This window comes from Pseudogulbenkiania sp. NH8B (genome assembly GCF_000283535.1).
GTDB lineage: Bacteria > Pseudomonadota > Gammaproteobacteria > Burkholderiales > Chromobacteriaceae > Pseudogulbenkiania > Pseudogulbenkiania ferrooxidans.
This window is the reverse complement of sequence record NC_016002.1, coordinates 2,450,508-2,473,296: the sequence shown is the minus strand read 5'-3', so window position 1 is coordinate 2,473,296 and position 22,789 is coordinate 2,450,508. Positions and strand designations below refer to the sequence as shown.

Here is a 22,789-nt window from a genome sequence, read left to right as displayed (position 1 = left end):
TCTCCGTTATTGACCTTGGACGGCCGAGGCGGGGGCGGAAGAGGTCGCCGCAACCGGTTTCACCGGGGCGCCGGGGCGGATTTTCTGCAGGCCCTGCACGATGACCTTGTCGCCGGCTTTCAGGCCTTCGGTGACCACCCACTTGTCGCCGACCGCCGTTTCGGCTTTCACGGGTTGCGCCAGCACCTTGTTGTCGGCACCGACCAGCATCACCGAGGCGCTGCCGCCCTGGCCGCGCTGCAGCGCTTGTTGCGGAATGGTCAATGCCGCCTTGTCGACCGCCTGTGCCAGGCGAGCGCGGGCGTACATCCCAGGCAACAGCTCATGCTTCGGGTTCGGGAATTCGGCGCGTAGCGTGACCATGCCGGTACTCTGATCCACCGTCACATCCGAGAACAGCAACTTGCCGGTCAGGGGGTATTCCGTACCGTCGTCCAGGACCAGGCGGACTTTGGCCTGGCCCGGTGCCACGCTCTCCAATTTGCCGCTGTCAAAAGCGCGGCGCAGGCGCAACATGTCGGAACTCGACTGGGTGAAGTCGAGGTAGATAGGATCGAGTTGCTGCACGGTGGCGAGCAGGGTGGGCTCGTTCTGGCCTACCAGCGCGCCTTCCGTTACCTGGGCCTTGCCGATGCGGCCGGGGATCGGGGATGTCACCGAGGTATAGCCCAGATTGAGCTTGGCGGTCTGCACCGCCGCCTTGCCGGCGGCCACGTCGGCCAGCCCCTGTTTCACGGCCGCGACCGCGTTGTCGTAATCCTGCTTGCTGACTGCATTGACCGCCACCAGCTCCTTGTAGCGGCCCTCTTGCAATTTGGCCTGGGCCAGCGTCGCTTCCGATTTGGCCAGCGACGCCTCGGCGCTCAGCAGGCTTGCCTGGAGGGGGGCCGGGTCGATACGGAACAGCAATTCACCCTGCTTGACGTCGCTGCCTTCGTGGAAAACCTGTTTCAGCACAATGCCGGCTGCACGTGCGCGTACTTCGGATACTCGATAAGGATTCAGTCGGCCCGGAAGCTCGGTCGACAGAGCCAGGCTTTCCTGCTTGACGGTGACGACGCCGACTTCCTGTGGTTGACCCGCGCCGGGGGGCGGCGTCTGCTGCTTCTCGCCGCAGCCGGTCAGGACGGCTACCGCCGCAAGGGTTGCGGCTGTGACCAGACGCAATGAGGAGTTTTTATTGATGCGCATGGAACGCTCCCGATACTCAAGTGGGTGATTGGGTATGGCTAAGTCGAAGACCCGAGAGAGACGGGCTATGGGAGACAGCCGGCCTGCTTCTCGTCTGGAAATGCAAATATCCTAATTATGCGATTTTCTGGTGATCCTTACATCTGGACGGCGCGTCAACCATGCGGGTGCAGCGGCGGGGAGGCCGCTCTGCCTTAGGGCGATGGCAGCAGCCATAAGACACATCACCAGGCTATTAAAACCACACTAATAAAGTGGATTACACGGGGTGCTGGGAAATTACCAAGCTGGCTGATAGTATATATACATTCATGAATGTATGTCTATGACGTGTGGGGCGCTATGAACGCCTTGCCAGTTCGGGAGAGGCTTGATGGCCCGCAAAACTAAAGAAGAGTCGCTGGAAACACGCAGCCTGATTCTCGACACGGCCGAGAGGGTCTTCGCCGAGCAGGGGGTGGCCTGTACCTCTCTGGCAGATATCGCCACCGCCGCCGGGCTGACACGCGGTGCGATCTATTGGCACTTCAAAAACAAGGTGGACGTGTTCACGGCGATGGTCGACCGGGTGAGCCTGCCGATCGAAACCCTGTTCGCTGACGTGGTGGACAATCCGCAACATCCTGATCCCCTTGGTGAATTGCGTGCTGCTTGTCTGAGCATTCTGCAAAGCCTGGTGCGCAACGAACAGCGCCGGCGCGTGTTCGATGTGCTCTATCACAAGTGCGAACTCACCGACGACATGGGGCCGGTGCTGCAGCGCCAACAAGAGTGCCTCGTAGAGTGTACCGACCGTATCCGCCGTATCCTGCAGCGGGCGGTTGAGCTGGGCCAGTTGCCGGCCGGGCTCAACATCGCTCGCGCCGACATTATGCTGCATGCCTTGGTCAGTGGTTTGATGGGCAACTGGCTATTCAGCCCCGAGAGCTTCGACCTGGAAGGCGAGGCCGCAAACCTGCTGGATGGCTACTGTGAAATGCTCAAATCCTGTCCTGCGATGCGCCGTCCCTGAAGTAACGACCCGGCGTGCCTGAACCGGGCATCAACCTCCGGTGGCGTCACTCCCGAGAGATGGGTTGAGTGCCGTAAGCGGCAAAAAATACCGTCAGCGCGGAGCGCACATGCTCGGCGATTTCCTGGTCGGTCGGTTTTTCCCTGACGCCCCACAAGCACTCATCGGCCAGCTCGGATGTCAGCAGAGCCAGCAAATGCAGGGCGGCACGCCATGGGTCGGCCTGCTTCAGGAGCCCCAATTGCATCTGTTGCTCCAGGTAATGGGCGATTCTGGTTCGGCCAACCTTGGGCCCCTCGTTGTAAAACAGTTGCCCGATATTGGATCGTCCGGCCTCTGTCAGCATCATGCGGCGAATCGCCAGCAGGTCGGGGCTAAGAATCTCCCGCAGAAAGCCGATCGCGAACGTCTCCAGCGTCTCGGCCAACTGTTCCCCAGTCTCCAGCACGGTAAAGACCGGCTGTACCCGCGCGGTACACAAGTCCCGCATGACCTCGCAAAACAGCTCTTCCTTGGACGGAAAGTAGCTGTACAGGGTGGCCTTGGAACCGCCCGCCCGATTGGCGATTTCCGACATGGAGGTGGCGGTGAAGCCCTGCTCCATGAATATCTCGGCGGCCGCATCGATGATGCCTTGCCGCTTTGCCTCGCTTTTCACTCTCACAACATGACGCCTTAAATTGAACCAATGAGTTCAGTTTTGCTTGACGAGGGGAAATCTGTCAAGTTATAAACTGAACCGTACAGTACAGTTTACAAGGAAATCACCGACATGAGCGCTTCATCACCTACGGGTTTGCTGCGACGTGCCATTCCCCTGGCCATCGTGCTCGCCTTGGCCGCCTGCGCCAGCGTGCCGGATCTTGGCCCGTTGCCACAACCCAAATCCCTGGGCGTCAGCCCAAATGCGGGGCAGGTCCAACTCGACGCCAGCTGGTGGCAGCACTACGGTGATGCCCAGTTGAATCAGCTGATCGACGAGGCGCTTCGCAATGCCCCCGATCTGGCTGCAGCCGATGCGCGGGTGCGCAAGGCCATCGGCGCGGCACAGCAGGCTGGTGCCGCCACACTGCCTTCGGTGGGGGTGAATGCTTCGCTGAGTCGTATGAAGCAGAGCTACAACAACGGTGTTCCGGCCGCGTTTGTGCCACAGGGGCTCAACAACTCTGTCCGGGCCACGCTCGACCTGAGCTACGAAATCGATTTCTGGGGCAAAAACCGCTCGGCCTTGGCTGCGGCCACCAACGAGCTGGCGGCGGCCGAAGCCGATGCGGCGCAGGCGCGCCTGACCTTGTCGACCGCCATTGCCTCCGCGTATGCCGAACTGGCGCACTTGTACGCGCAACGGGATGCGGCACAGCAGGCCCTTGATATCCGCACCCAAAGCGCACAGCTAATGAAGGAGCGGCAGCAGCAAGGGCTGGAAACGCTGGGCGCCGTGCGCCAGGCGGACTCCCGCTCGGCCTCGGCCAAGGCCGAGCTGCTGGCCATCGAGGAATCCATAACCTTGCAGGGTCATCAACTGGCCGCCCTGATGGGGGCCGAGCCGGAGCGGGGTGATCGCATCCAGCGGCCGGCAATCAACTTGGCACAGAACATCACTGTTCCCGCGCAACTCCACGCCGATCTGCTCGGGCGCCGCCCGGACCTCGCCGCCGCGCGGCTGCGTGCCGAGGCGGCGGCCAAACGGATCGATCAATCGCGGGCCGAGTTCTACCCGAATATCAACCTGTCGGCTTATGTTGGGGCGCAATCCTTGGGGCTGGGCTTGTTGACCAAGGCCGGCTCCGGTATTGCCGGTTTCGGCCCGGCCATCAGCTTGCCCATCTTCCGGGGTGGTCAGCTGCAAGGCCAGTACCGCGTCACCCGGGCCCAGTACGACGAAGCCGTCGCCAATTACGACCAGACCCTCAATCGCGCATTGCAGGATGTCGCCGATGCCTTGAGCAGCCAGGCGGCACTCGATGGCCGGCTGTCGGCACAGCAGGAGTCGCTGGCGGCAGCCGAGGATGCCTTGCGCATCGCTCGTAACCGCTACCAGGGTGGCCTGGCCACCTACCTGGACGTATTGACTGCCGAAGACAGTGTAGTCGCCAGCCGCCGCTCGCTGAGCGATCTGCAGACCCGCCGCTTGAGTCTCGATGTCGCTCTGATCCGCGCCCTTGGTGGCGGTTATCGCGCGGCATGACAACAGATACCAATTCAATAATCCAAGGAATTCATCATGTCTGAAACGTTGACTGCCACCGCGCCGCTTCCTCAAATCGACAATGCGGCCAAGCGCAAGAAACTGTTCCTCGCTCTGGGCGGTGCGGTAGCGCTGTCCGCTGCGGCCTATGGTGCCTACTGGACGCTGGTCGCCTCGCATCACGTCACAACCGACAACGCCTATGTCGCCGCCGAAATCGCCCAGGTGACGCCGTCCATCAGCGCCAACGTCCGCGCCGTCAAGGTGGTGGACACCCAGGCGGTAAAACGGGGCGATGTCCTGGTCGAGCTGGACGACACCGATGCCCGTCTCGCCCTGGAGCAGACCGAGGCCGAACTGGCGCGGGCCGAGCGTAAGGTCAAAGGCTATTTGGCCAGCGACGATGGCCTGCAGGCCCAGGTCAGCGCTCGCGATGCCGAACTGCTGCGCGCCAAGGCGCAGTTGAGCTCCGCGCAAAGTGATCTGGAGCGGGCCAAGATCGACCTGGAGCGTCGTCAGGCGCTGGCGAAATCCGGCTCGGTATCGGGTGAAGAGCTGACGCATGCCAAGACGGCCTACGACACCGCCAAATCTGCCCTGGAGGCAGCCAAGGCTGCGCTGGCTCAGGCGGAGGCCAACAAGCTGGCGGCCCAGGGCTCGCTCAAGGCCAATCAGACGTTGACCGCGAACACCACCGTCGATACCAACCCGGAGGTCGCCCTGGCTCGCGCCAAGCGTAATCAGGCACGCGTGGATCTGGAGCGCACCGTCATTCGTGCCCCGATCGACGGCGTGGTGGCCAAGCGCCAGGTGCAAGTGGGGCAGCGCATCCAGTCCGGTGCGCAGTTGATGTCGGTGGTTCCGCTGCAGCAGGTGCACGTGGATGCCAACTTCAAAGAGGTGCAGTTAGAGAAGGTACGGGTCGGCCAACCGGTCACGTTGCATTCTGATATCTACGGCTCCGACGTGGTGTACCACGGCAAGGTGGCAGGTTTCTCCGGCGGTTCGGGCTCGGCGTTCTCGCTGATTCCGGCTCAGAACGCCACCGGCAACTGGATCAAGGTGGTGCAGCGCCTGCCGCTGCGCATCGAGCTCGATCCGGCCGAGCTGAAGGTTCACCCGTTGCAGGTCGGTCTGTCCATGACTGCCACCGTCGATACGGCCAGCAATCTCTAAAGGGGTCTTGTCATGAGTGCTCACGTCGCTGCTGCACAGACCAAGCCGCTCGAAGGCGGGGCGCTGTGGCTGGCTGCATTGATGCTGGCAGCCGCCAACTTCCTGGTGGTGCTCGACACCACTATCGCCAATGTGTCAGTGCCCAATATTGCTGGCGGATTGGCCGTGTCAGCCAGTCAGGGTACCTATGTCATCACCTCGTACGCCGTGGCGGAGGCCATCATCGTTCCTTTGACGGGCTGGCTGGCCGCCCGCTTCGGCACGGTGCGCCTGTTCGTCGTCTCGATGCTGCTGTTCGGGCTGTTTTCGGTGCTGTGCGGCTTTGCCAACTCGATCGAGCTGCTGGTGTTGTTCCGCGTATTGCAGGGCTTGGCCGGCGGTCCGTTGATGCCGATGTCCCAGACCTTGCTGCAGCAGATTTTCCCGAAAGACAAAGCCGGTGCCGCCATTGGTCTGTGGAGCATGACCACGCTGGTGGCACCTATCATGGGGCCGATTCTGGGGGGCTATCTCTGTGACCAGGTGGGGTGGTCGTGGATCTTCTTCATCAATGCGCCGCTCGCGATTGCGTGCAGTTACTTTGGCTGGCAGATGCTCAAGCGTTTTGAGGGCAAGCTGATCAAGCTGCCCGTCGACGCCGTCGGGTTGGCCTTGCTCATTGCCTGGGTGGCGGCCTTGCAGTTGATGCTGGACGAAGGGAAAAATCTGGACTGGTTCTCGTCTCCCGAGATCGTGGCCTTGGCGATCGTCGCCGTCATCGGGTTTGCCGCCTTTATGATCTGGGAAATGACGGCCAGCAACCCCATCGTCAATCTGCGCGTGTTCCGCCATCGTGGTTACTGGGCCAGCGTGCTGACCATTTCGCTGGCCTTCGGCTCGTTTTTTGGCGCCACGGTCCTGACGCCGCAATGGCTGCAGAGCTATATGGGCTACACCGCCACCCAGGCCGGTTATGCCACGGCCATGAGCGGCATCCTGGCGGTGATCGCCGCGCCGATCGCGGCACAGATGTCGACCAAGATGGACCCGCGGCCGCTGGTGTTCTTCGGTGTGATGTGGCTTGGCGGTGTGACACTGTTCCGTAGCTTCGGCACCTCCGATATGGGTTTCTGGCAGGTGGCCTTGCCCTTGTTGTTCCAGGGGCTCGGCATGCCTTTCTTCTTTGTCCCGCTCACTGGTCTGGCCATGGCCAGCGTGGAAACCGAGGAGATGGCTTCCGCCGCCGGTCTGATGAGTTTCTTGCGGACGTTATCCGGCGCTTTTGCGACGTCGTTGGTCACGACCTCCTGGGAAGACAAAGCTTCCTACAATCGGGCTGAACTATCGGGCTTTATCGATTCGACCGGGCAGACTTTGCAGAGCCTGACGCAGAGCGGCATGAGCGTCGAAACCGCCAGGGGCATGATCGACCAGTTGGTGCAGTCGCAAAGCATCATGCTCTCGACCAACCAGATTTTCTGGCTGAGTGGGCTGTCGTTCGTGATTGCGGCGTGCGCGATCTGGCTGGCACCGCGTCCGACCAAGGTGGCGGATACCAGCAACGTACATTAGTAACGTTGTCTGGTGGGCGGCGGAGGCCGCCCGTGTTCAAGAAAGGTCTTGAGCGTGCCCAAGGCAAAAGACCTTTCTTGCTCTTGCATTGATAGATTCTAAAAGACGCTGGTGGAACGCCCGTCCTGCCGTATAAGCCCCTGCCGTTTCTGGCACGTCCTGCGCCATCTCTTCTCGCTATTTCTTCTTCCGATTGCGTGCTCGCCAGTGGCCTGTGCACCATTTTGGCCCGGCCATTTGACCTGGCTGTTCTCATCCAGTGCTCCGAAGAGAATGAATCTCCCCGGTATGATCCAAAGGATTCTGTCAGTTTTGATGGTACTGAAAAACCAGGTAGATTTTGCAAGAAGGAACAGAATTCTGTTACCAAGTTGGCCTATGCCATCCTCACTTCGAATACAGTATCTCAATAAGCCATGTGACGGCGCAGCCTCAATTAAGTAGCGTCTTGCCTTACACGGCGCATTTTATTTTTAAAATCCACATCGTGATCCCCTTGGACACGGTCGGCAGTGCTGAAACGAAGCTTGTCTTCGAACAATTCACGAAACAACTCCCAGACCTTGGTTTTGCCCAAGGCCAGCGCGGTATGATCTTCATCACTCTGCTGCACCAAATGACAGGGATTTCAATGAGAAGCACTATCAATTTGGCGTCTGTAATCTGGCCGCATATCACAACTCTCCTTGTTCTTGATTAAAGTCAATTGATTGACGGCAAGATTACAGGTTTGTAATTTATGCGTTAGCTTTCTGACAGAAAGTGAGGCCTAGGATAAGAACGTAATCTGACAAAAGGAGAACCATCATGGAAATCAGTTTACGTGACTTATTAACCGTCCTTCATGGCATGGGATTTGGTGCTCTATTCATGCTGGCATTTAGTGGTGCTATCGGTGAGTTTTACCGGATGTCTGCGTTGGGTCCTACAATGACGTCAGACCAGAAGAGTAATGCGCTATTACGATTCTATCTGATAGGGATGGTTGCCCTGTCGTGGCTCACTGTCTTATCGGGAGCCTATGTTGTTTATCCATGGTATCGCGCAATTCCCCCTTCCGGAGTGACTGACCTTTTGGCCTATCCACGGCGGCTCCTGATTTCCAATCCGACAACGAGTGGGTGGCACGATCTGGGGATGGAATGGAAGGAACACGTGGCCTGGATTGCGCCAATCAGCATGACCATGGTCGCGTATGTCTACGCGAAGTATGGCCCCAGCCTAAGCAAGCTCCGCGATCTGCGTAAGGCTGTCCTTATTTTCACCGTGGCCGCTTTCTTGGCGTCTGGAGCAGCAGGAGCCTTCGGTGCCTTCTTGAACAAGTATGCTCCGGTACGCGGTGGTGAAACCATTCATCTGATGAAGGGAGAATAATCATGGATAGAATGATCGAGGGAAAGCAGAACGTGTCCGCATTGGAAAAGGAGATTCCCACTGGACCTGGTGCGGCAGCCATCCTGGCGGCAGGCATCGGTTGCGCAGCGCTCGGTATCTTTGCTCTCCTGGGAGATGCGTTCAAAGGGATCGCTGCATTCTTCAACTTCTACAACCCTACGGGCCCATTATCGGGAGTCACGACCTGTGCAATCGCGATATGGTTGGCCTCCTGGTTTGCTCTCGATAAGGTGTGGGGCAGCCGGAATGTGCCGGTAGGAAAAGTAAGTGCCATTGCTTTCGTGTTGCTTGGCGTTGGGCTGGCACTGACATTCCCTCCAATCATGGATTTACTACAAGGGAAGTAACTAGCTTCATAATGAAAGCCCTCGGATGGTAGCATCTCCATCCGATGGCTTTGTTATTTTTTAAATACTATTTGGAAAAATCATGTTGAAGCGTGTCAATCCATTACAGGAAGAGGCGTCGATTGTACCTCCGTGTATCGTGACAATTGACTTAGTAATAGCCAATCCCAGTCCAATATTGTCTGATCCACCTTCTCGGCGAGCAGCGTCAACACGGTAAAGCCGTTCGAATATATTGGAGAGATGTTCGGCAGGAATCTCTGGACCAGGGTTGGTGACAGATATCCAAATCGCTTCTGTACTCTCTTCCACAGAAATTTCGATCGTCATGCCATCTGGAGTGAAACGAATAGCATTGGAGAGTAAGTTAGAAAGAGCACGCTGGAGCATCAGCTTGTCTGCAATCAATGTCGCCGTTCCACTTTTTTTCAGGTTAATCCCACGATCAGTAGCGAGTACGCAATAGTAATCAATTAAACGATCAATTTCATCGTGAAGCACTATTTCCTCACGCTTTGGAACCAACTGTTGGTTATCGGCTTTGGCGAGAAAGAGCATATCCGATATCATCCGCGAGAGCCGCTCAAACTCTTCCATATTGGACTGAAGCGCATCGCGGTAATCGGTAATATCTCGCTCTCGACTAAGAGTTACTTGAGTTTGCATCATCAGCGCATGGACGGGGTTGCGCAATTCGTGGGCTATATCTGAAGAAAAATTAGATAGGCGCTGAAAAGAATCATCAAGCTTGGATAACATCGTATTAAAGGAGTTGATCACGGCCTGCAACTCTCTTGGGGAATCCAATGCGGGGATTGTCGTACCAAGCCGCTGTGCCGAGACATTTTCCATCGTCTCTGACAAAACATAAAGTGGCGAGAGGCCCTTGCGTACCACCACCCACCCCAACCACCCCATTGCCATCATGGCTAACACCATGCCAAACCAAATGAACTCTTTAAAGCTGCGTAGGAAGTTTTGATTTTTGGAGATATCCAATCCAATTTCAACGGTGGCTGTCTGAGCGGGGATGGTGCCAAGATTGAGGCGGCTTGCAATGACGCGGTACGTGCGGTCTGCATATTGTACGGTCACGGGCTGGAGCTTATTTACCCAGTTTAACTTCGATAGGTAATCCAGAGTTCTGCCGGGTCCCGTCGAGAATAGAGCCTTTCCATTTTGGTCGGCTATTATGATGGCGATCCCGGGGTGTCCGAGCACAATTTGGTGTAATCGGGACGGAAGCGTTTCAATGGATGAGGGGGACGTGATGTGTAGCAGTTCATTTTGAATGAACTCCATCTTCCCATACAACTCCACGGCATCCCGTTCCAGAAACTGGTTCGCGCCTGCATGCTCGAAAAGCAGGCCGGCAACGAGAAGGACACCGGCAGAAGATGCGGCAAACAGGAGACTAAGTCGTGCCGTCAGGGAAACAGGCTGCTTCATGGTGCCAAGGCATCTAGTACGTAGCCCATGCCTCGTACGGTGTGAATCAGCTTTACCGGAAATTCATCGTCAACCTTGGCGCGGAGCCTCTTGACCGCCACGTCGATGACGTTCGTGTCGCCATTAAAATTCATGTCCCATACCTGGGAAGCGATAAGCGAGCGGGACAATACTTCACCTTGTCGACGCATTAGCAGTTCAAGTAGAGTGAATTCCTTGGCCGTTACCGCGATTCTTTGCCCCGCACGCATAACACGCCTGCGAGTCGGATCAAGCTCCAAATCGGCTATGCTCAGCGTGTGCGGCTGTGGCGCGACAGATGCCCTGCGTAGCAAAGTACGCGCCCGCGCCAGGAGTTCAGAAAAAGCAAATGGCTTGATGAGATAATCATCGGCTCCAAGCTCCAACCCCTTCACCCTATCCTCTACCTGATCGCGGGCTGTCAGGAATAAAACTGGCACAGTACAGCCCGCTTGGCGTAGCTTCTGAAGAACTTCCCAGCCATTCAACCCTGGCAACATGACATCGAGCACGACGAGGTCGTACCCTCCTGACAATGCTTGCTGAAGCCCCCCATGGCCATCATTTTCGAGGTCCGTGACAAAACCAGACTCGGCCAACCCTTGCTTGAGATAGCTCCCTGTCTTGGGTTCGTCTTCGACGATGAGGATCTTCATTCGGCCCTTCTCCGCAAATGTTGGTTTGAATGGCAACTCTCTTACTCGTAAAAGAGTAGTCATCCCGATGTGAAGCATATTGATCCATGTCATCACTTGGCCTCGCCACTGAATCGCCCCAGCTTCACTAGACACTCTTGAGCCATTGGAAATATTGCTTCTCAAACTCAACCGGCGATAGCCCATTTGCGGAACTATGCCGGCGCTTCGGGTTGTAGAACATCTCGATGTAATCGAAGATGTCTCGACGGGCTTCCTCCCGATCGTGATAGGTTTTTCGCTTGATGCGCTCCCGCTTCAGCAACTGGAAGAAACTTTCCGCCACGGCATTATCGTAGCAGTTCCCGCGCCGACTCATGCTGGGCACCAAGCGATGGGCCTCCAGAAAGCCCTGCCAGTCGTAACTACTGAACTGACTCCCTGGTCGGAATGCACCAGCACCTCCTGCTTTGGCTGACGTCGCCATACCGCCATCAACAATGCATTCAGCACCAGCTCTCTATCGATTCGTGATTGCATCGACCAGCCAATGATCTGTCGCGAGAACAGGTCGAGCACCACAGCCAGGTACAGCCATCCCTCATGCGTGCGGATATACGTGATGTCGGTCACCAAGGCTTTATTCGGCGCGCCCACTGTGAACTGGCGCTGCAGGTGGTTCGGCGCAACCACCGCCGGGTGGCCACTGTAATGTCCAGGGCGTCGGTGGTAGCCCGTCTGCGAATGCAGACCCACCTGCTTCATTAGCCTTGCCACACGATGTTTGCCGCAGCGCTCCCCCCGAGCCTGTAGGTCGTCATACACCTTGCGGTACCCATGGACACCGCCACTCGCTAGCCAGACCTGTTTGATTTGCCCCAGCAAGCGTTGGTCTTCGCGGACCCGGGGTGAATGCGGGGAAGCTTTCCGGGCGTAGTAGCCACTGGGACGCACAGACATGACACGACACAGACGTCAAATAGGGAACTGCTGCTCGTGGGTCCGGATGAAGGCATACCTTACCCGGACTGCTTGGCAAAGTATGCGGCGGCCTTTTTTAGGATGTCGCGCTCCTCGGTCATCCGTTTCAGTTCTGCCTTCAGCCGGCGGATTTCGGCTTGCGGATCCGCTGATTCGGCAAGCTTGGCGCGCTTAGGGTCGTAGCATTTCAGCCATTGATACAGGCTGTGGGCAGATACGCCGAGACGGCTGGCTACTTCGGCGACGGGATAGCCGCGCTCAGTGACTTGCTTGACGACTTCAATCTTGAACTCTTCGGGGAAACGCTGCCTGCTCATGACACCTCCTTCTTGGTCCAGGTGTGAGGCTCATGAGGTGTCTAGAAAAGCGGGGGTATGCGTTTGGGGAAGCATAGAGATGGAATTACTTCCGAGCGCTCCTGTGTACTGAGCTGTTTGGCATGGCCGCCATAAAATTTAATGTATATTACGTATAACATGTAATAAATACTATTATATCAAAATCTGCAATGATTATTTACATAATCGTTGCTATATAATGCTGGAGTAACAAAATCGGGGGGCGGGATGAGCGGGTGGGAATTGAAGGGGTTGCCGACCTCATGTGAGGTGGCGGCGCTACTCCAGCAGGAGGGGCTTGCTTTCGTGTTGGGGAGTCGTTCGCTGCGACTTGATCAGGCATGCCAGATCAACGCGGCCAATGACCTCGAGGCGATTGAATGCTGGCTTGCGACAATAGATAACCCCAATACGCATCGTGCCTACAGGAAAGAGGCGTATCGGCTGGCCTTGTGGTCGTTCAGTTTTCAGCAAAAACCGGTTTCAGGCTTGCGGGTGGAAGACTTGCATCGTTACTTCGATTGGCTGGCCGGGCCAATGCGCCATCCGGAATGGCCGGCGCATTGGCGCTTGATTAATGGTCCGCTGAAGGAATCGAGCCGTCGGCAAGCCAAAATCATTCTGCAGGCGTTATTCGACTACCTGGTCAACGCCTCCTATCTGGCGGTCAACCCTTTCCGCTTGCTCGGTAAAAACCAGCGCGGCCGCGAGACCGTGGCGCCGGCAGGTTTCGACGAAGAGGGGCAGGTGGCGATCAATCGCTGGATCGAGCCGGATTTGTGGGGGTGGCTGGTTGATTTTCTCGATGCATTACCGGTATCGACGGCGACCCGCCGGGCTCGGGTTGAACGCTTGCGCTTCCTTTTGGAGTGGCTGTACCGGACCGCGGCACGACGGAGCGAGTTGGCCGGCGCCCGCATGGGACATATCCATCGAACGCAGGGGTTATGGCTGTGGCGGGTGATGGGTAAAGGGGGGCGGGTGGTCGATGTGCCGCTGGACCGCCAGGCGATCGACGCTATGGTGCGGTATCGGCGGTTCCGCGGCTTGCCTGATTACCCGCAGCGGGGAGAGGGAGGCGTGCCGCTGGTGTCCGCATTGGACGGCGTCGGGGCGATCCAGGGGCTGCAGATCTATAGCGCCTTGAAGTGGTTCTTTCGAATGGCCGAGCCTGCGGCGCGCTCGCTCGATGTGCAGTGGGGTGAAGCCCTGAAGGCAGCTTCGACACACTGGATTCGTCATTCGCTGGCGTCGCATGCAGCACGGGCCGGCGTGCCGATCCACTTAACGGCAGAGCGTTTGCGGCACAAGTCGCATGCCACGACCCAGCGTTACTACATTCATTCCAGCTTGAAAGAGCAGGTCGAGGCGTTCGATCGCGATTTGTTGCGACGCGATGGGGATGAATGACGTAGCGCAGGATGAAAATGAATTGATCTTATAATCATGTGTTGATGTTCGGCGGCGCGGTGATGCTGGCCGATACGATAAGAAGAGAGGGTTTAGATGGGGGCGGATATTTATTCCCGCATTCGCCAGGTGGCGTTTGAGTTGGTCGGCGAGGGGGTCTGGCCTACGGTGATTGAGGTTCGGGCGCGCCTGGGCACCGGCTCAAACACCACGATCAACAATACGCTGAAGGAATGGCGCCAGGAGTTCCTGTCGCGCGTGGCTGTATCCGCGCGCCGGCCAGACTGGCCGGCAGGGTTGGCCGAAGCCTTCGAGCAAATCTGGCAACGCGCTTGTGACGACTCTGACAGTCGGCTGGAGTCGGTACGCCAGGAGTGGCAGGCAGAGCTGGCGGCCGAAAAAGAGGCCGGCGGCGAGTTGCGTCAGGCGCTGGAGAGTGCGGAGCTGGCTTTGGTGGCGGCCCGGCATGAGCTTGACATGGAGTCGGCCAAGCTGGCCGCGCTGGCGGGGCAGCTGAAGTCGGAGCAAGCGCGCTGCGAGTCGCTCGAGCGGGCCTTGCAAGAGCGTGGCCAGGCGTTAGAAAAGGCGCTGGTTCAGGTAGAGAAAATTCAGCAAGAGAGCGAGGGACGATTCTCCGAGTTCCGGGAGAAGGCCGAGCGCCAGGCGCAACAGGAGAAGGAAGAAAGCGCCCGGCGCGAGGCCTTGGCGTATGAGCGCTTGGAAGGCTTGCGCGTGCGGCTCTACGAGCAGATCGAAGAAGAGCGCCAGCAGATGAAAGCCACTGAGGAGCGCCTGGAGGGCGAGGTGCTCGCTATGCGCAAGGAGCTTGGCCGGTCCACGACGCTGTGGCAGGAGCGGCTGACCGAGCGAGAACGAGAATGCGGACGCTTGTCGGCAAGGCTCGAGACGCTCGAGGAGCAGCGCGAGCAACTCCAGCGCATGCTCGACAGCGAATCGCAAAGCCGCAACCGGCTCAATGAACAGTTGCTGGAAATGTCAGCGGTGGTGACGCGTGCCGATGCCGAACGTCGATCGATGGTGCAGGGGTATCTGGAGCAGTTGGTACAGGACCTCGGCGCGGCGTCGGCCGAGATCGTGCACATGGATGCTGTAGCCTTGCGGCAGTGGCTCGAGATCAGGGTGCCGCGTTAGCTGGTGCGGCGGTAAAGAGCCGGCCAAGTGGGGCGACGATACTCTCGAGGAAGTGGGCGTCGACATCGTCAAACTGGCTGAGCTGTTCCGAATCGACGTCCAATACGGCGGCGACCTGGCCGTCCGGCAGGCGTACCGGGACAACGATCTCGGAGCGGGAACTGGAAGAGCAGGCGATGTGACCCGGGAAGGCATCGACGTCGGGTACAACCAGCGTACGGTTTTCCTTCCATGCCGCACCGCAGACGCCCTTGCCGTGCGGGATGCGTGTACAAGCGATCGGCCCCTGGAACGGCGCCAGGACCAGTTCATTATTCTTGACAACGTAGAAGCCGACCCACAGCCAGTCGAAAGTCATCTTGAGCGCGGCGCACAGGTTCGCCAGGGCCGCGACCTGGTCGGTTTCGTAGTCAAGCAGGGCACGGGTTTGCGGTAGCAGCGTCTGGTATTTCTCGGCTTTGCTGCCGCCTTCGATAATCAGTTGTTCGGCCATCTGGAATCTTCGTTTCGGGTGGTGCAATTGCGGGCGGATATAGTGCCATGAAAAAGCCCGACCGGGCTGCCTGTCTCGTAGGGTGACAAGCGGTCGGGTCGGGCGTCATCGCCATGCTGGTGATGGTTACATGGTGTGCTGGCCGCCGTTGATCGCCAGGTTGGCGCCGGTCATGAAGCCGGATGCGTCGGAGGCCAGGTAGTTGACCAGGCCGGCGATTTCTTCCGGCTTGCCAAGGCGGCCAACCGGGATCTGGGCGATGATCTTGTTGCGCACGTCTTCCGGCACGGCCATCACCATTTCGGTGGCGATGTAGCCCGGGGAGATGGTGTTGACGGTCACGCCCTTCTTGGCCACTTCCTGGGCCAGGGCCATGGTGAAACCATGCATGCCGGCCTTGGCTGCGGAGTAGTTGGTCTGGCCGAACTGGCCCTTCTGGCCGTTGATCGACGAAATGTTGACGACGCGGCCCCAGCCGCGGTCGACCATGCCATCGATCACTGGTTTGGTCATGTTGAACACCGAATCCAGGTTGGTGCTGATGACCGCGCTCCAGTCGTCCTTGGTCAGGCGCTTGAAGGTCGCATCGCGGGTGATGCCGGCGTTGTTGACCAGGATGTCGACCGGGCCGATGTCCTGAGTGATCTTCTCGACCATGGCCTGGCAAGCGGCGGTGTCGGTGACGTCGCATTGATAGGCGTAGGCCTGGTAGCCGGCTTCTTTCATGTCAGCCAGCCAGGCTTGTTCCTTGCCCGGTTTGCTGTAGGTGGTGACCACGGTGTGGCCGGCAGCGGCGAGAGCCTTGCAAATCGAGGTCCCGATACCGCCCATGCCGCCCGAAACCAAAGCGATTCTCTTTGCCATTATCTCGTCTCCTGTCTGTGAGAAGCGCTGTAAGTGCGCTGTTTTGAGGTTCTTTGCACGACAGAATAGGGGCATTGTCTGGCTTTGTAAATCATCAGCGGGATTGCATAACTTATGCTGTTATCTTGTTCAGTTCGCTTGTCAGTCTTTGTAACAATTCCATGCGATACTGGCTTATTTTCCCGCTCTTGGCGGCTTCCTTGATGGCGCAGTCCGGTTCGGCCAGGTGGGCACAATTATGGAAGCGGCACTGCCCGATGAGGGGGCGCATCTCGGGAAAATAATGTACGAGATCAGTGGCTTGCAGATGTTTCAGGCCGAATTCCTGCAATCCCGGTGAGTCGATCAAGTGGCTGTTCGAGTCGAGATGATAGAGCGCGGCATGCGTCGTGGTGTGTCGGCCGGAGTCGAGAGCAGTGGAAATATCACCGATTCGTGCACGGGCGTCCGGCAGCAAAGCGTTGGTCAGGGTGGACTTGCCCATGCCCGACTGTCCAACAAAAACCGAAGTGTGGCCGGCCAGCAGGGGGCGAAGTTCTTCCACGCTCTGTTTGGCCGATAGACTGAGGACGTGATAGCCCAGCGCCTGATACAGCTCCAGTTTTTTTAGCCAGGCGGCGGTTTCCGGCAGGTCCGACTTGTTGACCAGGATGATGGGTTCGATATCGGCGGCCTCGGCGGCGATCAGGCCCCGGTTGAGGAACTCTTCGCTTGGGGTGGGAACGGCGGCAGTCACGAACAGAATGCGGGTGACGTTGGCCGCAATCATCTTGGTTTTCCAGTCGTCCTGGCGGTAGAGCAGGCTGCGCCTTTCGTGGGCGTTTTCGATGACGGCCTGTTCGTCATTCTGGATCAGGATGTCGACGAAGTCACCGCAGGCGTAGTTGACGCGTTTGCCGCGGGTGGTGCAATCGTAGGAGCGGCCGTCGGTTTCGACGATGAAGCGGCGGCCGTAGCTGCGGATGATCTGTCCGGTTTGTTTCATGCAGGCCTATTCAGCAGGGCTTCCGTTTTTGCCGCGCAGATGAAGTCGTTGAGGGTGAGGCCGTTGGCGTCGTGGGTGCTGAAGTGCACCACGGCGCGGTTGTAGTGGACCGACAGGTCTGGGTGATGGTCTTCCTGGTGGGCAATCCAGGCCAGGGCATTCACGAACGCCATGGTTTCGTAGTAATTGCCGAAGCGGAAGGTCTTGACCAGCTCGATGCCCTGGATTTCCCAGCCGGGCAGGACGGAGAGATGTTGCTGCTGGCGGGTGGCGTCCAGCGGGCTCTTGCCATGCTGGGCCTGGCAATGCATTGCCGTGAGGTTCATGCGTGCTCTCCTTTCAGATGGGCGATGCGCAGTGTCGCCGGCGGGTGGGAGTCGTAAAAGGCCGAATGCAGCGGGTCGGGGGTGAGCGTCGAGGCATTGTCCCGATACAGCTTGACCAGGGCCGACGCCAGCGCCTCGGCGGAAACCTGCGCGGCGGCAAAATCGTCGGCTTCATATTCGTGGCGGCGTGACAGCAGGCTGGAGAGCGGTGTCAGCGGGAAGGTGAAGGCAGGGATCACCATGAAGAACAGCACCAACGCCAAGGCGTCGCTTTGGCTGGTCAGCCCTAGTCCCTGATAGAACCAGGAGGCATCGATCAACCGACCCAGGATGAACAGCAAGCCCAGGGAGAGCGCGAAGGTGAGCGCGATGCGCTTGATGACGTGGCGCTTGTGGAAGTGCCCCAGTTCGTGGGCCAGTACCGCTTCGATCTCGTCGTGTTCGAGGCGTTTGAGCAGGGTGTCGAAGAACACGATGCGCTTGCTCGCACCAAAGCCGGTGAAGTAGGCGTTGCCATGGCTGGAGCGGGTGGAACCGTCCATGACGAAGATGCCTTGGCTCTTGAAGCCACAACGCTGGAGCAGGGCGTCGATGCGCTGGCTCAACGTGGCATCCTGCAGCGGTTGGAATTTGTTGAACAGCGGGGCGATCAGGGTCGGGTAGACCGCAACCAAGAGTACGCTGAAGACGCTCCATAGCAGCCACACCCACAGCCACCACAGGCTGCCCATGATCGACATCAGCCACAAGACCAGTAGCAGTAATGGCGCGCCGATCATTATGCCCAGTGTGGTGCTCTTGATCAGGTCGAGGAAGAACAGTTTGGGCGTTGTCGAGTTGAAGCCGAAGCGGGCCTCGACGCCGAAGGTGCGGGCCAGGCTGAAGGGCAAGGAGACCGCACCGGAAACCAGGCTGACCGCGCCAATCAGGATCAGTCCGCGCAGCAGGTCCGATCCGGCAAGGTTGGCCGAAAGCTGCCACAACCCCTGCAGGCCGCCTCCCAGCGTCAGAGCCAGGATCAGCAGGGTATCGGCGGTGGCGTTGAGCATGCCGAGCCGGGTCTTGGCGACGGTGTAATCGGCGGCGCGCTGGTGGGCTTCCAGTGGAATGCTGTCGGCAAAGCCCACCGGCAACTGCTGGCGGTGGCGCAGGATGTGGCGGGTGTGGCGACGGGCCAGCCACAGCCGGAGTAGCAAGGAGCCCCCCAAGGCGAGCAGGAAGGCGTAGGTAAAGGCGTTTGTCATGGGAAAGAATGCGCGACGTTTGCCGGATGTGCGGCAATGGCGGAAAATACGACCGTTTAGAAAGATGGATCAGTATGGCACAAGATCAAAACAACCTCATCTGGCTCGACATGGAAATGACGGGCCTGAATCCGGATAGCGACCGCATCATCGAAATTGCCGTGGTGGTGACCGATGGCCAGCTCAACGTGCTGGCCGAGTCGCCGGTGCTGGCGATTCACCAGCCCGACAGCGTGCTGGATGGCATGGACGAGTGGAACAAGTCTACCCACGCTCGCTCGGGGCTGATCGAACGGGTCAAGGCCTCGACCCTGAGCGAAGCCGATGCCGAGGAGCAGATGCTGGCGTTCCTGCAGGAGTACGTGCCGGCCAAGACCTCGCCGATGTGCGGCAACTCGATTTGCCAGGATCGCCGTTTCATGGCGCGCGGCATGCCGCGGCTCGAAGCCTTCTTCCATTACCGTAACCTCGACGTGTCGACGCTGAAGGAACTGTGCAAGCGCTGGAAGCCCGAGGTGGCGCGCGGCGTGGTGAAGAAAGGCCGTCATCAGGCCTTGGCCGACATCCTCGAATCGATCGAGGAATTGAAGTACTACCGCGAGCACTTCATCAAGCTCTGATGGCTTGTGAATAAATCGGCTGCCCTCAGCCGGCCTGGTGCCGCCCACCGTGCCACGGGTACGGCGGTGCTGCCTGGCCCGGCCTGAGGGTGCGGCGATGGCCGCAGGGAATCCCCGATGATTTCTTTCGCCGGCTGGTTTTCCGGCCCGCCTTTCCCGGCGGGCTGTCTTCCCGTCATCAACTGGATTTTCGATGCTGGACTACCGTCGTCACGACATCAACGGTTCACCGGTCTGGGCCAAGCTGCATCAGCACCAGCGCGCCACGCGCCACATGCACATGCGCGAACTGTTTCAGCTGGATCCGCAGCGATTCGGCCGCTTTTCACTGGAAGTCGACGGCCTCTTGCTGGATTACTCCAAGAACCGCATGACCGAACGGACTTTCGAACTGCTGTTCGAGCTGGCCGAAACGGTGAACCTGCGGGGCTGGATGGAGTCGATGCGCTGTGGCGAGCGCATCAATGTGAGCGAGGATCGCGCGGTGCTGCATACCGCGCTGCGCCTTCCGGCTGATGCGGCGCTGGAAGTGGACGGTGTCGACCTGGTGCCGCAGGTGCACGCCGTGTTGCAACGTCTGCGCGCGTTCAGCGAACGGGTGCGCGCCGGCGAATGGCGCGGTTATACCGGCTTGCCGGTGACCGACGTGGTCAATCTGGGGATTGGCGGTTCTGATCTCGGGCCGCTGGTGGTGGCCGAAGCGCTGGGCCCGTATGCGCATCCGGGGCTGGCGGTGCATTTCGTCTCCAACGTAGACGGTCAGCATATCGCCCGCACCCTGGAGAAGCTCGACCCGCGTACCACCCTGTTCATCGTGGCATCGAAGTCGTTCACCACCCCGGAAACCTTGCTCAATGCCCAGGCGGCCCGACAGTGGTTCCTGCAGGCGGCGACGGAAGCGGATATAGCACGCCATTTCGTCGCGGTGTCGACCAACGCCGGCGCCGTCAAGGCGTTCGGCATCGACCCGGAGAATATGTTCGGGTTCTGGGATTGGGTGGGGGGACGCTACTCGGTGTGGTCTGCCATCGGTCTGCCGGTGATGCTGGCGGTCGGTTTCGAGTGCTTCAGCGAGTTTCTGGCTGGCGGCCACGCCATGGACCGGCATTTTTTCAGCGCTCCGTTCGAGCGCAACATGCCGGTGATCCTGGCGCTGATCGGCGTCTGGTACAACACCTTCTACGGTGCCCATACCCACGCCATCATGCCGTACGACCATGGTCTACGCCGCCTGCCTGCCCACATCCAGCAACTGGACATGGAGTCCAATGGCAAGCGTGTCGGGCGCTTCGGGGAGCGGCTCGACTTCAAGACCGGGCCGGTGATCTGGGGTGAGGAGGGCGTGAACAGCCAGCATGCTTTCTTCCAGTTGCTGCATCAGGGCACCCGCCTGGTGCCGTGTGATTTCATCATCCCGATGAACAGCCACTACCGGGTCGACCACCAGCATGCCGTGCTGGTGGCCAACTGCCTGGCGCAGACCGAGGCGCTGATGCGCGGTAAGGCCGAGGCCGAAGTGATGGCGGAGTTGTCCGACCTGCCGGGTGACCGGCTCGACATGCTGCTGCCGCAGAAGCTGTTTCCTGGCAATCAGCCCTCCAACACGCTCGCTCTCGACAAGCTGACTCCGCACGCGCTCGGCATGCTGATGGCCTTGTACGAACACAAGGTGTTCGTACAGGGTGTGATCTGGGGAATCAATTCCTTCGACCAATGGGGCGTTGAGTACGGTAAGCAACTGGCGCAGCGCATCCTGCCGGAGCTCTCGTCCGAAGGCGCGCTGGCGCACGACAGTTCCACCAACGGGCTGATTGCCCATTTCCGGAGTCGTCATGAGTGCTGAGATGGAATTGGCTCGCCAACTGGGCGAACTGCTGTTGGATCGAGGGGAGTGCCTGACGCTGGCCGAGTCTTGCACGGCCGGCCGGATAGCCGGGGCCGTGACCGATATCGCAGGCAGCTCGGCCTGGTTCGGTTATGGCTTTGTCACCTATAGCAACGAGGCCAAACGGCAGATGCTCGGCGTGCGCGCCGAAACGTTGGCCGAAGACGGCGCGGTCAGTGAGCGGACCGTGCGGGAAATGGCGGCCGGGGCGCTGCTGCACTCCGGGGCCGACTGGGCGGTGGCCGTGTCGGGTATTGCCGGTCCGGCGGGCGGCTCGGCGGCGAAGCCAGTGGGGACGGTTTGGTTTGCCCTGGCTGGCCGTCAGGGTGCAGCCGAGGCTTTCGTCTGCCATTTTTCCGGCGATCGGCTCGAGGTTCGCCGGCAGACGGTGGAAACGGCGCTGTCCCGTCTGATGCAGCTGATCGATCGTCAGCCGCTGTCCGCCTGACGATTGCTTCGAGAGGCCGCAACGCCGGTTCGTCCGGCGTTTTTTATGCCTTGTCGTCGGTGTGAGGGGGGCTCTCGTCTAGCTTGGCGCGTGGGTGGGTGGCATCGTAGACCTTGGCCAGGTGCTGGAAATCGAGGCTGGTGTAAATCTGCGTGGTGGACAGGTTGGCGTGGCCCAGCAGCTCCTGGACCGCGCGCAGATCGCCTGAAGACTGCAGTAGATGGCTGGCAAAAGAATGGCGCAGCATGTGGGGGTGGACATGGCGGTCGCTGCCGTGGCGCTGCGCCCACTGTTCCAGCCGTTTCTCCACCTGTCGTCCGGACAGCCGCCGCCCGCTCTTGCCGGTGAATACCGCGCCTTCGCCCGGCTGGGAGGGGCGGATTGCCAGCCATTGTTCCAGCGCCTGCCGGGCTTGGCGGCCGATCGGCAAGATGCGTGTCTTGTTGCCCTTGCCGTGGGCGGTGAGCAGGCCCTCGCCCAGATCGAGATCGGCAAGGTCGAGCCCGGTCAGCTCCGACAGGCGCAAGCCGCATGAGTAGAGCAGCTCGAACATGGCCTGATCGCGGAGGGTTAGGTCATCCTCAGGGTCGATCGGGGCGTCGAGCAGGGCGCTGGTGGCGTCGACGGGCAGGGCCTTGGGGAGCGTCTTCGGGCTTTTGGGTGGCCGGATTCCGTGGCAGGGGTTGACTGGGAGTTTTTCCTGTTCGATCAGCCAGTCGAAGAATCCGCGCCAGGCGGACAGCATGCGCGCCAGGCTGCAGCCAATGTGCCCCTTGGCGTGGAGCCGTGCCACGGCGAGGCGGATCTGCTGTGCGGTGAGAGTGGCAGGATCCTGCGCCCCTTGCAGTGCGGCCAGCGCCTGCAGGTCGCGGCGGTAGGCGCTGCGCGTGTGCGGGCTCTTGCCGGCAAGCTGCAGCGTCTGGTCGTAGCCGGCGATCCGCTGCTCCCAGCTCGTGGACGAGGGAACGCTGTGGTCGGGGCTTGGGTCGGGCGTGTCCTGCGGGCCTGTGCTCATGATGCAACGTTCTCTGAAGTCAGGACAAAGTAAAAAGCCGCCCGGCGAGATAAGGGGCGGCTC

The 22,789-nt window shown here is 59.5% G+C and carries 22 protein-coding genes and 1 pseudogene; 12 read left to right on the top strand and 11 right to left on the bottom strand.

All coding sequences use genetic code 11. The features are described 5' to 3' along the window. Positions 1–6: 6 nt before the first annotated feature. Complete coding sequence (locus tag NH8B_RS11385) at positions 7–1,191, bottom strand: efflux RND transporter periplasmic adaptor subunit (protein WP_014087427.1); 1,185 nt, start codon at positions 1,189–1,191, stop codon at positions 7–9. 373 nt (positions 1,192–1,564) lie between these two features. On the opposite strand from NH8B_RS11385, the gene NH8B_RS11380 reads away from it, so the two are divergent. Then, a complete protein-coding gene (locus NH8B_RS11380) occupies positions 1,565–2,203 on the top strand; it encodes a TetR family transcriptional regulator (protein ID WP_014087426.1) in 639 nt (212 codons plus the stop codon). Positions 2,204–2,249: 46 nt separating this feature from the next. On the opposite strand, the gene NH8B_RS11375 is transcribed toward NH8B_RS11380, so the two are convergent. Beyond that, the gene (locus NH8B_RS11375) at positions 2,250–2,867 is read right to left on the bottom strand and encodes a TetR/AcrR family transcriptional regulator (RefSeq protein ID WP_014087425.1); all 618 of its coding nucleotides are present in this window, start codon (positions 2,865–2,867) and stop codon (positions 2,250–2,252) included. Between the two features lie 108 nt (positions 2,868–2,975). On the opposite strand from NH8B_RS11375, the gene NH8B_RS11370 reads away from it, so the two are divergent. From NH8B_RS11370 to NH8B_RS11345, 6 genes are all read left to right on the top strand, one after another. Continuing rightward, on the top strand, positions 2,976–4,391 hold the full coding sequence (locus NH8B_RS11370; RefSeq protein ID WP_014087424.1) for an efflux transporter outer membrane subunit: 1,416 nt from the start codon (positions 2,976–2,978) through the stop codon (positions 4,389–4,391). A 36-nt stretch (positions 4,392–4,427) separates the two neighbouring features. Continuing rightward, positions 4,428–5,567 carry an HlyD family secretion protein gene (locus NH8B_RS11365; RefSeq protein ID WP_014087423.1) on the top strand — a complete coding sequence of 380 codons (1,140 nt, stop codon included), beginning with the start codon at positions 4,428–4,430 and terminating at the stop codon, positions 5,565–5,567. A gap of 81 nt (positions 5,568–5,648) precedes the next feature. After that, positions 5,649–7,118 (top strand): DHA2 family efflux MFS transporter permease subunit, encoded by a 1,470-nt coding sequence (locus NH8B_RS11360; protein ID WP_304412118.1) that lies wholly within the window; start codon positions 5,649–5,651, stop codon positions 7,116–7,118. Positions 7,119–7,458: 340 nt separating this feature from the next. Beyond that, the gene (locus NH8B_RS11355; protein WP_148282975.1) at positions 7,459–7,818 is read left to right on the top strand and encodes a hypothetical protein; all 360 of its coding nucleotides are present in this window, start codon (positions 7,459–7,461) and stop codon (positions 7,816–7,818) included. Positions 7,819–7,925: 107 nt separating this feature from the next. After that, positions 7,926–8,492, top strand: a complete 567-nt coding sequence (locus tag NH8B_RS11350; RefSeq protein ID WP_014087420.1) for a hypothetical protein — start codon at positions 7,926–7,928, stop codon at positions 8,490–8,492. Between the two features lie 2 nt (positions 8,493–8,494). Continuing rightward, positions 8,495–8,860, top strand: a complete 366-nt coding sequence (locus tag NH8B_RS11345; RefSeq protein WP_014087419.1) for a hypothetical protein — start codon at positions 8,495–8,497, stop codon at positions 8,858–8,860. Positions 8,861–8,920: 60 nt separating this feature from the next. On the opposite strand, the gene NH8B_RS11340 is transcribed toward NH8B_RS11345, so the two are convergent. From NH8B_RS11340 to NH8B_RS20275, 3 genes and pseudogenes are all read right to left on the bottom strand, one after another. Next, positions 8,921–10,309, bottom strand: a complete 1,389-nt coding sequence (locus NH8B_RS11340; RefSeq protein WP_041702939.1) for a heavy metal sensor histidine kinase — start codon at positions 10,307–10,309, stop codon at positions 8,921–8,923. After that, on the bottom strand, positions 10,306–10,986 hold the full coding sequence (locus NH8B_RS11335; protein WP_014087417.1) for a heavy metal response regulator transcription factor: 681 nt from the start codon (positions 10,984–10,986) through the stop codon (positions 10,306–10,308). The genes NH8B_RS11340 and NH8B_RS11335 overlap by 4 nt, the downstream gene beginning before the upstream one ends. 127 nt (positions 10,987–11,113) lie before the next feature. Then, a pseudogene (locus NH8B_RS20275) lies at positions 11,114–12,263 on the bottom strand (IS3 family transposase). A 249-nt stretch (positions 12,264–12,512) separates the two neighbouring features. Between NH8B_RS20275 and NH8B_RS11315 the strand changes: the two are divergent. Both NH8B_RS11315 and NH8B_RS11310 read left to right on the top strand, forming a co-directional pair. Continuing rightward, positions 12,513–13,694 carry a tyrosine-type recombinase/integrase gene (locus tag NH8B_RS11315; protein WP_070098326.1) on the top strand — a complete coding sequence of 394 codons (1,182 nt, stop codon included), beginning with the start codon at positions 12,513–12,515 and terminating at the stop codon, positions 13,692–13,694. A gap of 96 nt (positions 13,695–13,790) precedes the next feature. Then, the gene (locus NH8B_RS11310; RefSeq protein WP_014087412.1) at positions 13,791–14,846 is read left to right on the top strand and encodes a DNA-binding protein; all 1,056 of its coding nucleotides are present in this window, start codon (positions 13,791–13,793) and stop codon (positions 14,844–14,846) included. Here NH8B_RS11310 and NH8B_RS11305 read toward each other — a convergent pair. The 5 genes from NH8B_RS11305 to NH8B_RS11285 form a co-directional block, all read right to left on the bottom strand. Beyond that, positions 14,830–15,339 (bottom strand): GAF domain-containing protein, encoded by a 510-nt coding sequence (locus tag NH8B_RS11305; protein WP_014087411.1) that lies wholly within the window; start codon positions 15,337–15,339, stop codon positions 14,830–14,832. The two genes, NH8B_RS11310 and NH8B_RS11305, sit on opposite strands and share 17 nt — an antisense overlap. A 126-nt stretch (positions 15,340–15,465) precedes the next feature. Then, a complete protein-coding gene (locus NH8B_RS11300; RefSeq protein WP_014087410.1) occupies positions 15,466–16,203 on the bottom strand; it encodes a beta-ketoacyl-ACP reductase in 738 nt (245 codons plus the stop codon). A 112-nt stretch (positions 16,204–16,315) separates the two neighbouring features. Beyond that, positions 16,316–17,188, bottom strand: coding sequence for a ribosome small subunit-dependent GTPase A (gene rsgA, locus NH8B_RS11295; RefSeq protein WP_014087409.1), 873 nt, complete (start codon positions 17,186–17,188; stop codon positions 16,316–16,318). Further along, positions 17,185–17,514 (bottom strand): 4a-hydroxytetrahydrobiopterin dehydratase, encoded by a 330-nt coding sequence (locus NH8B_RS11290; RefSeq protein WP_014087408.1) that lies wholly within the window; start codon positions 17,512–17,514, stop codon positions 17,185–17,187. The genes rsgA and NH8B_RS11290 overlap by 4 nt, the downstream gene beginning before the upstream one ends. After that, entirely contained in the window at positions 17,511–18,758 is a 1,248-nt protein-coding gene (locus NH8B_RS11285) for a M48 family metallopeptidase (protein ID WP_014087407.1), read from the bottom strand. The genes NH8B_RS11290 and NH8B_RS11285 overlap by 4 nt, the downstream gene beginning before the upstream one ends. A 74-nt stretch (positions 18,759–18,832) precedes the next feature. On the opposite strand from NH8B_RS11285, the gene orn reads away from it, so the two are divergent. From orn to NH8B_RS11270, 3 genes are all read left to right on the top strand, one after another. Further along, a complete protein-coding gene (gene orn, locus NH8B_RS11280) occupies positions 18,833–19,378 on the top strand; it encodes an oligoribonuclease (RefSeq protein WP_014087406.1) in 546 nt (181 codons plus the stop codon). A gap of 193 nt (positions 19,379–19,571) precedes the next feature. Beyond that, a complete protein-coding gene (gene pgi, locus NH8B_RS11275) occupies positions 19,572–21,221 on the top strand; it encodes a glucose-6-phosphate isomerase (protein WP_014087405.1) in 1,650 nt (549 codons plus the stop codon). Continuing rightward, positions 21,211–21,711, top strand: a complete 501-nt coding sequence (locus NH8B_RS11270) for a CinA family protein (protein ID WP_041702937.1) — start codon at positions 21,211–21,213, stop codon at positions 21,709–21,711. The genes pgi and NH8B_RS11270 overlap by 11 nt, the downstream gene beginning before the upstream one ends. Positions 21,712–21,754: 43 nt before the next feature. Here NH8B_RS11270 and xerC read toward each other — a convergent pair whose 3' ends face one another. Then, the gene (xerC, locus tag NH8B_RS11265; RefSeq protein ID WP_014087403.1) at positions 21,755–22,726 is read right to left on the bottom strand and encodes a tyrosine recombinase XerC; all 972 of its coding nucleotides are present in this window, start codon (positions 22,724–22,726) and stop codon (positions 21,755–21,757) included. Positions 22,727–22,789 lie beyond the last annotated feature (63 nt).